Here is a 12,833-nt window from a genome sequence, read left to right on the forward strand (position 1 = left end):
GCAACTTAATTTCGAATAATTAAATAACAGGTATACGCGATATACAGCATCAGGAAGATAAAGGCCTCCCAGCGGTCAACTTTATTGCGGTTAAGGGTAAACATGGCAATCAATAACACAATGGTTCCGCCACCCAGTACTTTCATATCGGTATTGAGTACCGTATTGTAGCCGATGGGGTTGATTAATCCATTAACCCCCAGAATAAAAAATATGTTAAAGATGTTTGACCCGATGACATTGCCAATGGCAATGTCAGTTTTCTTTTTATAGGCTGCCACTGCCGAAGTTGCCAGTTCGGGCAGCGAAGTGCCTACGGCCAGTATGGTTAGTCCGATGAGTTTTTCACTAAGGCCAAACTTCTGTGCGATACCCACCGCATTTTCGGTTACCAGGTAGCCACCGCCAATCAGCATGGCAACACCCAGTATAATAAGGCCCAGCGAAACCGGCATCGACATGATTTTAATGCCGTCTTCTTCAAAATCAGGTTTCTGGCGCATCGACCGGTAGATGTAGTACATAAAGAATGCAAAACCGATTAGCAGTAAAAAGGCATCAACCCGGCTAAGTGTGTTGCTGGTCCCATCAAAAAATAAAACATCGTTAACCAGTAAATACATCACTATAATGGCGATGAAGGAGAGAGGCACCTCGTACTTTACAGACTGCTGCTGAACCACGAGCGGGTAAATCAAACCGGTTACCCCCAGAATCATCAGCAGGTTAAAGATGTTGCTGCCGATGATGTTGCCGAAAATGGCCTCGTTGCGGCCATAGGCTGAATTAATAACGTTAACAGTTAACTCCGGGGCGGATGTGCCGAACGCCACAATGGTTAAACCAATAACCAATGTGGAGATGTTCATCCGTTTGGCTACAGATGAGGCTCCGTTTACCATATACTCAGCGCCCTTTATCAGGATGATAAAACCGGCCAGTAACAGGATGATGTTAAGCAGCATGCATTAACCCGATTAAAACCATTTTTTAATTTTAAAGTATGCCAGCATGGCAATGCCGAGAACGATCATAATCGTCCAAATCAATCCATAACCGTAATGCCAACGCAACTCGGGCATGTAGTCGAAGTTCATGCCATATACTCCCACAATGAAGGTAAGTGGAATAAAAATGGTAGAAATGATGGTGAGCACTTTAATTACCTGATTAAGTTGGGCATTCTGGGTATTTATATGTAAGTCCATTAAGCCGGAGGTCAGATCTTTATACGTATCAATAGAGTCGGTCAGGTGGATAACGTGATCGTAAATGTCATTAAAGTAACGGATGTTCTCTTCGGCAATAAATCCGCTTTCATCTTTTAATAGCTGTGACAGGGCATCGCGCAGCGGATACACCGCTTTACGCAGGTAAATCAGTTCTTTTTTAAGGCGCTGTATGCGCTGAAAGGTATGCTCTCTTTTCTCCTGGGTATAATGCGAAAAGCTGTCTTCAATGATTTCAATCCGTTCGCCAATGGAATCAAGTACGATGTAATAATTGTCAATGATAATGTCAATCAGGCGGTATAGAAGGTAATCTGATCCCCGCTTGCGAACACGTCCCTGGTCGAGCCGGATGCGCTCACGGAACTGGTCGAACAAATCACCTTCTTTTTCCTGAAAAGAAATCAGGTAGTTGCTGCCGAGTACAAAACTTATCTGTTCGTATTCAATGGTACCCTGCTTGATGCTGTACAGCATCTTTAATGTAAAAAACAGGTAGTCATCATACTCTTCGGCTTTGGGGCGCTGGTCGTCCAACACATCTTCCACCAGCAGCGTATGCAGATTAAAGTGCTCCTGTATGGCTTTGATGATTGCCTTGTCCTCCAGGCCGTCCAGGTTAATCCAGTTTACCCGATCAGGATGAATCTTCTGCAGCAGGTCATCAACAGCCAGGTCATCGTATTTTTCGTAATCAGTTTTGTTGTACGAGATAAGTTCAAGGATAACCTTTTTGGCAGGGTGAGTGTTTCGTACAGGTCTTCGTTTCTTCATTGCAGAAGGTAGGCAAAAACGGTGAGCCAATATAGGCCACTGTCCTGATTTTACCATACCCGGTACTGCAATTTTTAGTTTGAAACCGTGCCACGCGGTTGTATTATTGTGCCGCATGACGCTGCGCCTTGACGACATAAAGAAACCCATCGCCCGCGAAATGGAGGAGTTCGAACACAAGTTCAGGGCCTCCATGAAAACCCGCGTGATGCTGCTTGACCGCATCATGAACTACATCGTTAAGCGCAAGGGTAAGCAAATGCGGCCTATGTTTGTATTTCTTACGGCCGGTACCTGCGGTAAAATTACTGAGTCAACCTACCGTGGTGCTGCACTGATTGAGTTGCTGCATACTGCCACCCTGGTACACGATGATGTGGTGGATGATGCAAATTATCGAAGGGGTTTCTTTTCGGTAAATGCCCTTTGGAAAAACAAAATTGCTGTACTGGTGGGCGATTTTCTGCTCTCGCGTGGCCTTATCCTTTCGGTTGAAAACAAGGAGTTTGATTTGCTCAGTATTGTTACGGATGCCGTTCGCCAGATGAGCGAGGGCGAATTATTACAAATGGAAAAATCGCGCCAGCTTGATATATCTGAAGAAGTTTATTTTCAAATCATCCGCCAGAAAACCGCTTCCCTCATAGCTTCGTGTTGTGCAGTGGGCGCTTCTTCGGCCGGTGTTGAAAACGGACAGGTGGAGCGGATGAAGTTGTTTGGCGAAAAAATAGGAATGGCTTTTCAAATTAAAGACGACCTTTTTGATTATGGTGACGATGAAATCGGCAAGCCGCTTGGCATTGATATTAAAGAAAAGAAAATGACCCTGCCGCTGATTTATGCCTTATCGAAAGCTGGCTGGCTTGAAAAGCGAAGAATCATTTCCATTGTTCGTAACGAAAGCAGTAAAACAGCAAAGGTTAAGGAGGTAATTGCATTTGTTAAACAATCCGGAGGTATAGCGTATGCCATTGAGCGGATGCATACATTTCACCGCGAGGCATTGGCGTTGCTGGAGGATATTCCTCCATCGGATTACAAAGAATCATTAAAACAACTGGTGCAGTTTACGATTGACAGGAGCAATTAATGTGCTTTGTTTTTCCTGAACACCACATGCCATAGTCCGCGCAGGTCTCCTTCCTTATACCCTACAGCCTTATCGGTTGGATATTTTTCTTCGATAGCAGCAACTGTTTCAGGTTTTAGGTGTTCACCGGGTGTTCCGTGGCAGTGCAAACACATGCCCTGCATCAATATAGGCTTAATGTAGTGCACTTCGCTTTCCGTTCGCACAATCCGGGTTGATGGACCTTCTGCCCTGAATTGATCAAGAAGAGCGCTTTCCAGGCTGTCGGCTGCATTTTTGGGGTTCCGGTATTTGTCGGATGCGCGCCTGATGGTAACGCCTTCTTCCTGGTAATAGGTGGTAAGCGGATAGGCGTTCTCGTTGCAAAACGAAACCGCATAGGCAAAGCCCTGCTGCCCGATGGCGGTGGTCAGGGCATCGCGCAGGGTATCGAATGTTAATGCTACCAGTTGATCGCCCAGCCTGAGGTAAACCGAATCAGGAAGGGAAGCAGAATCAGTTTTTTCGGCCGGACGCTTCAGGCAGGAGATGACCACAAAAAGCAATGCGGCAAGCGCAACCAGCATCAACCTCACGGGCCTCATTTCTTTTTTTGTTTTTTTGATTGTTTCTTTAACTCTTTCTCAATTGAATCCATCCTATCTTCCAGCTCCAATAGTTTTTTGATGATGATAATATGAGTATGCCGGGCATCAATGCCCACCACACTTTCAGTGCTTTGAATCTGGCTGCCGATGGCTTCGTAATCGGAATGCTCCTTACTGATTAATCTTTTTTTCAGTTTCATCGTTCCCTTTCTTTTTCGATTCAAACGTATTTAAAAGCAAACCACCCATCAGGGCACCGTACAGGGTGCTGTTAACCGGGTTAGAGGTAATGGCGCAACTTCCGCTGCTGCACCCAATGTAGTACCAGTAGAGGTAGCCTGCTGTTGCACCAAGTACAATACCGATGCTCCATTTAAGAATAGCTGTCTTCATTGCTTAATTTTTACTTAGCAAAACTACTAAATCGGTTACCGTTTTTAGGTGACTTTTGTTACGATGAGGTAGGCGGAAAGCAAAAGCCCCATACTTTTGGGGCTCGAAAGTGTAGATAACGTAAACCTGTTGTTAATTATGCCGAAACCCGGTTCCGGCCGGCTTCCAGGATGGCGTAGTCGCGCCAGGTTTTGTAATTATCGGGGTCGAGGTGGTCGGTGGCGGGGCCGTTTTCGCCCGGCACAAAGGTGCCGTTGCTTGCCCACCATTGTTTGGCATGCTCGCGGGCAACGGCCTTATCCACTTCAAACAGGTTAATGCAGGAATCAGAAATCATCCAGGGCTTTTCAACTGAACTGTATTTTTCAAAAATCAGGCTCCGCATGTGTGTGCCGTCAACCTGGTTTTTAAAATGCGAAACCGTGTACGAAATCGTTTCGGGTTCGGTCATCACCAGGTCCCAGTATTTTTTAGAGGCCACCACCTGGGCGGTGGTAAGCATGTATCCATAACCCGTTTCGATGGGCTCTTTGGTGATGGGGCAGCGCGCTTTCAGCGCGGTTTTCTTTTTGCCAAGCAGTTTATCAATCAGCGTCATGGTTGTTTATTTGCTTTAGTAGATACTTTGTCCGCCTTAAATAGTTGCATGTATGACGCCAAAATTTTCAGAAATGTTACAAAAGGCGGTTTTTGGGTTATCCGGGCCTGTTTAATGATGTGTTAATTAATGCTAAACACGCCCGGATGTGCACTTCTGAACACCCGGGTGTTCATTTCTTACTTAACTTTTTGACTGAGCTCCGGTTCGTTGCTTTTGAAATTTCTCGTAGTTGGTCAGAAAGTCCTCCAGTCTTTCGGTAGGAATTTTCTTGCCGATGATCTTCTTTTTGTCATCCAAAATATAAAGTGTCGGGGTGGTTTGGGCATCATACAAATCGTGGTACGAGCCTACATACGTACGCGGCCCGTTAACGGTAATCCACTTCATGTTCATTTCTTTTATGTAGTCACGCATTTTTTGTATGGACGTGTCGGCACTTACGGCATACACTTCCACATCAAACCGGGCCTTGTTTTTTGTGTAGAACGAAACCAGTTTGGGTGTTTCCACCTTGCAGTGGCCACAGTCCGGATCAAAGAAGTAAATGATGGTGTACTTGTTTTTCAGCGCGTACATCGAGCGGGGCTGCAGGTTGGCGTCCTGCATGATGAGGTTGGGGGCGGTGCGGCCAATTAAACTTTTACGCAGATTATCAGCATGGTCTTTCAGGTTTTTCCTCAGTTTATCATTGGCCCAATAGTTCATCTCGCCCGAGGCAAAATAGGTATCGTAAAGGTGAACAAACAGCTCATCCAGGCCCATAATATCCGGGTTTTGGTATTTCAGTGTGAGCGTCCACACCATAAACTTGTAGGTTTCCGGATTTTTCTTTGCGCGTGCAACTAAACCGGCTATTGCTTTTTTAAGCGTGTCCACCTGAGGTGCATACAGTTTATCGAGGTATTCGTTTACCTTCTGGCTGTAAATGGGTTGGGGCAGGCGAATCAGGGCGTCATCGCTCAGGTCGAAATAGTCAAAGAAGTGTTCGCGATAGTAGCGGAGTTGAAAGGTTGAATCGATTCGTCCATCAGCATTTTTTGGCGGCTCCGGAATTTCAACCCGCTTGGAAGTTTTAAGCAAGCGTGCTGTCATCGTAGCAGGATGTTTTTCGATGAGCGAGTGCTGATAGGCCATCACTTTGTCATTTACCTTACTGAAGCCTTCGCGTGCTGCACTTTTTTTTGTTTCATCTTTAAGCGTGGTATCCTGCAGGATTTTTATAAACGGGTCGGCTTCTTTGTTCCGCTCCATATTAAAACGCATGTTATCGAAAAACAGGGTGTTGTCTTCATCGCCTGTGATAACCGCATGCCTGATGTAGTCATCCGATTTGGTTTCGATGCTGAAGTATTGGTTGTGACCAACGACCATATCGAACAGGCGGGTTTTGTTCAGCACCACAAAATAGATTCCCTGGGGCAGGGGTTGTTTGCCGTCAAATACAAACTGTCCTTGTTTGTTTACCCGGGCGGTATCGCGTACAAACGTGCTTTCACCATAATAATATCCCAGGTACACGGTGGTATCCTGGAGGCCGGTTATTTTAAATCGTATGGCATAGCCGGTTTTCGGTTGTGCATAAACTGAAACGGAAGCGAAAAACAAAATAATGAGGCTGATACTGCGCATGCCGGTAAAAATTTTAGGCGAAATTAGTTATTAAACGTTAAGTAAGGCAATTCGTATGCCGGTTCGGCCTGCCCTTTATCGGGTAGTTGCACTTTCTGTAACCAAAGTTTGCAATCATTGCTTAGTTTAGCGCCCGATGTCGCTGGTTGTTAACAAGCTTACCAAGGTTTACGGAACACAATATGCCATTAACACCATTTCATTCGAGGTAAGCGAAGGTGAGATTGTGGCCTTTCTGGGTCCCAATGGTGCCGGTAAATCCACTACCATGAAAATTGCTACAGGTTTCCTGGCGGCCACTTCCGGCACGGTGCTGGTTAACGGCATGGACGTAGCCCATCGCCCGATGGATGTAAAACGGATGACCGGCTACCTGCCGGAGCATAACCCGCTGTATGTAGATATGTATGTGCACGAATACCTTGCTTTTACAGGGCGGCTTTATGGGTTATCGGGTAAAAGGTTGCGTAATCGGGTTGGGCAAATGATAGATCTTTGTGGCTTGACCGTTGAACAGAACAAAAAAATTGAAGCGCTCTCAAAAGGCTATCGCCAGCGCGTTGGCCTGGCTCAGGCGTTGCTGCACGATCCGAAGGTGCTCATCCTGGATGAGCCTACCTCAGGGCTTGATCCGAATCAACTGGTTGAAATACGAAAACTCATTAAAGAAGTGAGTAAAAATAAAACGGTGTTGTTTTCAACTCACATTATGCAGGAAGTACAAGCGCTTTGCGACCGGGTGATTGTGATTAACAAAGGAAGCATTGTTGCTGATGCCGGTCTATCAGAACTTGTTGGAAAGGATAAAACACGTTCGCTTATTATTGAATTTGAAGAGCCTGTTTCAGTTGGGGAGATTGAAGTTTTACCAGGTGTTGTGGGTGTCCGCCAAGTGGCTGCAACGGTTGTTGAAGTAATTCCTCAACAGGGTTTTGATGTTCGGCCTTCAATTTTTAAATTTTCAACAGAACAAGGCAATTCGCTTGTTGGTTTACGGTGGGATGAAAACTCGCTGGAAAGTGTGTTTGCTGAATTGACCCGTAATGTGAGCAGTTAACCCCGTGTTTTGTTATTCTTCATAACCTGCCTACATTTATCTTATGACCCTCAGGAAATTATTTCTTTTACACCTTTTTAGTACCCTCATTGTGTATGGTACCGTTTCCGCACAGGATGCCGGCCCTGCAGAAATTCAGCAGCGATTTGAACGGATGCACTTTTCATCATTTTCTATTGGAATGGTAAAAGGTTCTACCGGTGATTATGGAAAAGGGTGGCAGGCTGAAATCGGTTATGGCAAACGGTTGAACAAATTAATAACCCTTGGCGCGAGTTTAACCTACCAATCCCTGGGAAATACCTACAATGGTTACGATTATTATGTATCGGAAAGCGATGAACCCTCGGCATTCCCTCCCGGCAGTACCACCGATGGTGAGCCGTATGATGAATCTATTGAAGTGGGTATTGATGGCGGAACATTTTCTTCCTTCTCGTTTAGTGGTATCATCCGCATGAACCTGACTCCCTACAGCGACAATAGTAAGATTGTGGTTTTTGGATTCATTAAACCTTCTGTAGGCATTGGTTTCTTATCAGCCATGACCAAGGAAGCCCGGCTGGTGGTTGATTTTGAGTACGTAAACACAACGTATGTTGATCGCGAAAGCACTTCATCTTTTGTGGCAGGCGTTTCGGTTGGTCCGGGCATGGAATTTATACCATCAAAAAACCTGTCCGTTACCGCTCATGTTTGTTTTAACAGCCAGTTTGGCGACAAAATTGTTTTAGATAAATCAGCCTTTCGTCCAAGCACTGCAACTATTACTAATGTAGATTTTCCAGTTACCTCCGGTGCCTTGGTTTCGCTTTCATTTACTCTCGGACTTCAGTATAATTTTTAGCTAACCACCGAACAGTCGTTGTGTGGGCGCTTATACTCCTTGCTTTGAATTATATTAAATCCCTGATAAACTTGCACTTTGTTTTTTGAGCGGTGATTCAAATCCTTACCAAAGAGTTTAATGCATTCCTTAACTCGCTGATTGCCTACATCGTAATCGGGGTGTTCCTCACCAGCATGGGCCTGCTCATGTGGGTGTTTCCGGAAACCTCGGTGCTCAACTACGGCTTTGCCGATATGGACACGCTCTTTTCGCTGGGCCCCTATGTGTTTATTTTTCTGATACCCGCTATCACCATGCGTAGCTTTGCCGAAGAGAAACGTGCCGGTACCCTTGAATTGCTTTTTACCCGCCCCCTTACCGATTGGGATATTGTGCTGGGTAAATTTCTTGCGGGCTTCCTGCTGGTGCTCTTTGCTTTACTGCCTACCGGAATTTATTATCTCTCAGTTTATCTGCTGGGCGATCCGGTTGGTAATGTGGATACCAGCGGAGTTATCGGGTCGTACATTGGACTGGTTCTGCTGGCCGGTGTATTTTGTGCAGTAGGTTTGCTGGCTTCCAGTATAACAACCAACCAGATCGTGTCGTTTATCCTGGCGGCCTTCCTTTGCTTTTTCCTGTTCACGGGTTTTAATTCACTGGCTGCGCTTAATGTATGGTCGGGCAATGTGCTGGTAATTAAACAACTCGGCATTCTGTACCATTACGAATCACTCGGTCGGGGACTCATTGACAGCCGGGATGTGGTTTATTTTTTAAGTGTTACTGCCTTGTTCCTGCTGGCAACCAAAACCATTTTATCGGCCCGTACATGGTAAAACTGGAGAGCAAAAAACTTCGCGACTTATTACTGCTGGTTAATGGGCTGGTGCTGGTGGTGCTTATTAACCTGGTGTCATCGGCTTACTTTTTCAGGATAGATCTGACTGAAGAAAAACGGTTCTCGGTAAAACCCCAGACAAAAGAACTTCTTCAAAACCTCGATGATGACGTGTATATTGAGGTGTACCTGGAAGGTGAACTGAATGCCAGTTTCCGCAGGTTGCGCAATGCCATCCGCGAATTACTTGAAGAATTCAGAATCTATTCGCGTAATAAAGTGCGATATGCGTTTATCGATCCGCACCAGGCCATCAGCCAAAAGGCCCGTAATGAATATTTCCAGGAGCTGGCCCGTAAAGGAATAGTGCCTACCCGGGTGGTGGAACGCGAAAACAACCAAACATCCGAAAAACTGATCTTCCCCGGTGCCGTGGTTTCCTACGGAGGTTTTGAAACCGGCATTAACCTGCTTAAAGATGTTGCCGCCCGCACAGCCGATGAACGGATAAACCCCTCCATCGAAGGATTGGAATACGCTTTTGCAAACACCATTTTTAAATTGGTTAATACTAACCGTAAACGCATCGGTTTTGTCCAGGGGCATGGCGAACTGGATAGTCTCCAGGTAGCCAGTTTTAATAACGCCCTGCTTGAATTGTACGATGTGTATAAGGTTGATCTTTCGCGTAAGCAAACCAATCCCGTGTATGATGCCCTGATTATTGCCAAGCCAACCCAACCTTTTTCGGATGCTGATAAGTATAAGTTGGATCAGTACGTAATGAACGGGGGGCGTGTGTTGTTTTTGCTTGATAAACTTGAAGCCACCATGGACAGTGCTTCACGCGAAGACTATTTCGCTTTTCCCTATACAACCAACCTGGATGATCTGCTTTTTAAATATGGCGTACGGATTAATAACGACCTGGTGCAGGATCGCCATGCCGGGCTGTACCCGGTTGTTACAGACCAGACAGGAGGGAAACCCCAACTGCAGTTAATGGACTGGCCCTTTTTTCCGCTAATAAATCATTATGCCGACCATGTAATAACCCGCAACCTTGATGCAGTGATGCTGAAGTTTGCCAGCAGCATGGATACAGTAAAAGCCACCGGTGTTAAAAAAACTCCGCTGCTGTTTACATCTGATTTTTCGCGTAAACTCGGAGCACCCGTGTCGGTGAGCATTAACGAACTTCGCAGGAATGTAAAACCTGAAAGTTTTTCAGAGCAGAAAATTATGCTGGCCTGTTTACTGGAAGGACGGTTTACTTCACTCTATAAAAACAGGTTTCTGCCTGAACGGGTCGATGCCGCTGCATTTCGCGAAGAAAGCCTGCCGGCTAAGGTATTGGTGGTTGCCGATGGCGACCTGGCCCGTAACGACAGGAATCCGCGCACCGGCAACCCGCAACAGCTTGGGAGCGATCCGTTTACCGGGTACACGTTTGCCAACGAAGAACTGCTGATGAACGCATTGGCTTACCTGGTAGATGAAAACGGATTGATAAAAACCCGGAACAAAGAGGTGAAAATCCGGCCGCTCAATAAAGAGAAAATACGACTTCAAAAAAGTGTGTGGCAAAGCATTAACCTGGTTGCACCGGTTGTGCTGCTGCTGATTTTTGGTATCCTGAGGTTTATTATTCGTACGAAAAAATTTGCAACATTTCGTTAATGTATCGGAAGCAAAACATTGGGCTGCTGGTTTCTTCAGGCGTTTTGGTAACGCTTACGGTACTGGTATTTATTCTTCAGCATCGCGAAAATGGTATTGATAAAAATCTGTTTAAAGTAGCTGATCTCACCGCAGTTGATAGGGTGGAGTTAACGAGTAAATCGGGTACTATTGAATTAACCTTTGATGGCGTGCGCTGGAAAGTTAACGGCAAACCGGCCGATGCGGATATGGTGCAGGTGCTGATGGCCACGCTGGCGCAAGCTGAGCCCCGGAGGCCCATGCCGAAGCTGTTACGCGATTCAACTGCTGCCGCACTTGCTGAAAAGGGCGTACGGGTATCCCTGTTTGCAGGTTCGCAACCAGTTCTTACATTTTTTGCAGGAGGCAACCGGCAAAAAACGGAAGCTATTTTTCTCAAACAAGGTGAGGTAACACCATACTCAGTAGTTATACCCGGTTATCGCGTTTACGTTTCCGGAATTTTTGAAGTAGATGAAACCGGCTGGTTAAACAGGCGGATTTTTAATTTCAACTGGCGCAACTTTAAATCACTGAAAGTAACCTTTCCGAGCATCGGTGATTCGTTTGAAGTTTCATACGATGGCACGATGTTTTCAATACCAGGCGTTAAAACCGATACGGCCAGGCTTAATACATTTCTTGATCAGATCTCCTTGCTGGAAGCTGACCGGCTGGTAACCAATAAGCCACTGCGCGACAGCCTTGCCTCAGCACAGCCCGCAGTTACGTTACAGGTGGCTACCCTGGCAGGCAAGGTTTTTTTGCTTGCTCTTTACACAAAACCAGGCGCGGCCACTGCTTACGGTCTCACCGAATTGGCTCCGGTTGCAGTTTTTGACCAACGGAAAGTAAGCCCGCTGGTGCAGCACAAGGTGTGGTTTACACTAAAATAGCAGCCGGTAGCTGTCGTTTCCTTAATTCTTTTTTCTTTCTAACTTTACCGCGCAACCAAAAACCACACGTTTGTAATGAAGTTCATCGTTAACTCAGCTTACCTGCTCAAGCAGCTTTCCAATATCAATGGTGTTATCACCACCAACCCGGTTGTTCCGATTTTAGAGAATTTTTTATTCGAACTGGATAAAGGCCGGCTGACGGTTACCGCCTCAGATCTGCAAACCTCTATGATTACTGAGTTGCAAGTAGAGTCAAAAGAGAAAGGAAATATTGCCGTGCCCGCCCGTATTCTGCTCGAAACGTTAAAGAACCTGCCGGAACAGCCGGTAACTTTTTCAATTGATGAAACAACATACAGTGTTGAAATTAATTCGGATAACGGCCGATATAAACTATCCGGTGAAAATGCCACCGATTTTCCGAAGGTTCCTTCGGTAAGCAATGATTTTTCAGCTGAAGTATCTTCTGAGGTGCTGGCGCGAGCCATTAACAACACTATTTTTGCAACCAGCAACGATGAATTGCGTCCGGCCATGACGGGCGTTTACGTAAACCTGAATGAGAAAAACACCACCTTTGTTTCTACCGATGGCCACCGGTTGGTACGGTACCGCAGAACGGATGTGAAATCAGATAACGGCAGTGCTATTATTGTTCCGCGTAAGGCGCTTAACTTATTGAAAGCTACACTGCCAACCGAAAATACCATCGTTAATGTCGACTTCAATTTATCGAATGCGTTTTTCCGGTTTGGCAATATCCGGATGATCTGCCGGTTGATTGATGAGCGTTTTCCGGATTACGAAAATGTAATCCCTACCCAGAATAACATAAAGATGACCATCGGCCGGGCTGAATTGCTTGGCGCTTTAAAACGAATCTCCATCTACGCCAATAAAACCACCCACCAGGTGCGGTTAAAAATTACCGGAAGTGAATTGCAGATCTCGGCAGAAGATCTTGACTTTTCAAACGAAGCCAACGAGCGGCTTTCGTGCGAGCATGACGGAGAGGATATTGAAATTGGCTTTAATGCCAGGTTCCTCATGGAGATGCTTTCCAATATCGACTCCAACCAGGTGGTACTCACCATGTCGGCACCGAACAAGGCTGGTGTTATTCTTCCCTCTGAAAAGGATAAAAACGAAGACATTCTGATGCTGGTGATGCCGGTAATGCTGAATCAATACGTTTGAGTTACC

At 45.8% G+C, this 12,833-nt stretch carries 14 protein-coding genes; 7 read left to right on the top strand and 7 right to left on the bottom strand.

Translation table 11 applies throughout. The features are described 5' to 3' along the window. Positions 1-5: 5 nt before the first annotated feature. Positions 6-965 carry a calcium/sodium antiporter gene (locus HRU69_09365; protein QOI97688.1) on the bottom strand — a complete coding sequence of 320 codons (960 nt, stop codon included), beginning with the start codon at positions 963-965 and terminating at the stop codon, positions 6-8. 12 nt (positions 966-977) lie between these two features. Beyond that, positions 978-2,003 carry a magnesium/cobalt transporter CorA gene (gene corA / locus HRU69_09370; GenBank protein QOI97689.1) on the bottom strand — a complete coding sequence of 342 codons (1,026 nt, stop codon included), beginning with the start codon at positions 2,001-2,003 and terminating at the stop codon, positions 978-980. A gap of 115 nt (positions 2,004-2,118) precedes the next feature. Between corA and HRU69_09375 the strand changes: the two genes are divergently transcribed. Further along, positions 2,119-3,093: a polyprenyl synthetase family protein gene (locus tag HRU69_09375; GenBank protein ID QOI97690.1), complete on the top strand. Its 975-nt coding sequence runs from the start codon at positions 2,119-2,121 to the stop codon at positions 3,091-3,093. Here HRU69_09375 and HRU69_09380 read toward each other — a convergent pair. From HRU69_09380 to HRU69_09400, 5 genes are all read right to left on the bottom strand, one after another. Beyond that, a complete protein-coding gene (locus HRU69_09380) occupies positions 3,090-3,677 on the bottom strand; it encodes a DUF3365 domain-containing protein (GenBank protein ID QOI97691.1) in 588 nt (195 codons plus the stop codon). The genes HRU69_09375 and HRU69_09380 overlap by 4 nt on opposite strands. Beyond that, the gene (locus HRU69_09385) at positions 3,674-3,880 is read right to left on the bottom strand and encodes a hypothetical protein (GenBank protein ID QOI97692.1); all 207 of its coding nucleotides are present in this window, start codon (positions 3,878-3,880) and stop codon (positions 3,674-3,676) included. Before HRU69_09385 ends, HRU69_09380 begins: the two co-directional genes overlap by 4 nt. Beyond that, a complete protein-coding gene (locus HRU69_09390; protein ID QOI97693.1) occupies positions 3,852-4,073 on the bottom strand; it encodes a hypothetical protein in 222 nt (73 codons plus the stop codon). The genes HRU69_09385 and HRU69_09390 overlap by 29 nt, the downstream gene beginning before the upstream one ends. Positions 4,074-4,209: 136 nt before the next feature. Beyond that, a complete protein-coding gene (locus HRU69_09395; GenBank protein QOI97694.1) occupies positions 4,210-4,671 on the bottom strand; it encodes a hypothetical protein in 462 nt (153 codons plus the stop codon). Between the two features lie 183 nt (positions 4,672-4,854). Beyond that, complete coding sequence (locus HRU69_09400) at positions 4,855-6,303, bottom strand: DUF5106 domain-containing protein (protein ID QOI97695.1); 1,449 nt, start codon at positions 6,301-6,303, stop codon at positions 4,855-4,857. A 136-nt stretch (positions 6,304-6,439) separates the two neighbouring features. Between HRU69_09400 and gldA the strand changes: the two genes are divergently transcribed. From gldA to dnaN, 6 genes are all read left to right on the top strand, one after another. Next, positions 6,440-7,360, top strand: a complete 921-nt coding sequence (gene gldA, locus HRU69_09405) for a gliding motility-associated ABC transporter ATP-binding subunit GldA (GenBank protein ID QOI97696.1) — start codon at positions 6,440-6,442, stop codon at positions 7,358-7,360. Between the two features lie 43 nt (positions 7,361-7,403). Continuing rightward, the gene (locus HRU69_09410) at positions 7,404-8,207 is read left to right on the top strand and encodes a hypothetical protein (protein ID QOI97697.1); all 804 of its coding nucleotides are present in this window, start codon (positions 7,404-7,406) and stop codon (positions 8,205-8,207) included. 92 nt (positions 8,208-8,299) lie between these two features. Next, positions 8,300-9,028: a gliding motility-associated ABC transporter permease subunit GldF gene (gene gldF / locus HRU69_09415; protein ID QOI97698.1), complete on the top strand. Its 729-nt coding sequence runs from the start codon at positions 8,300-8,302 to the stop codon at positions 9,026-9,028. After that, entirely contained in the window at positions 9,022-10,710 is a 1,689-nt protein-coding gene (gldG, locus tag HRU69_09420; protein QOI97699.1) for a gliding motility-associated ABC transporter substrate-binding protein GldG, read from the top strand. The genes gldF and gldG overlap by 7 nt, the downstream gene beginning before the upstream one ends. Then, the gene (locus tag HRU69_09425; protein QOI97700.1) at positions 10,710-11,627 is read left to right on the top strand and encodes a hypothetical protein; all 918 of its coding nucleotides are present in this window, start codon (positions 10,710-10,712) and stop codon (positions 11,625-11,627) included. The genes gldG and HRU69_09425 overlap by 1 nt, the downstream gene beginning before the upstream one ends. Positions 11,628-11,702: 75 nt before the next feature. Continuing rightward, complete coding sequence (dnaN, locus tag HRU69_09430) at positions 11,703-12,827, top strand: DNA polymerase III subunit beta (protein ID QOI97701.1); 1,125 nt, start codon at positions 11,703-11,705, stop codon at positions 12,825-12,827. Positions 12,828-12,833 lie beyond the last annotated feature (6 nt).

It is taken from the genome of Flammeovirgaceae bacterium (assembly GCA_015180985.1).
GTDB lineage: Bacteria > Bacteroidota > Bacteroidia > Cytophagales > Cyclobacteriaceae > UBA2336.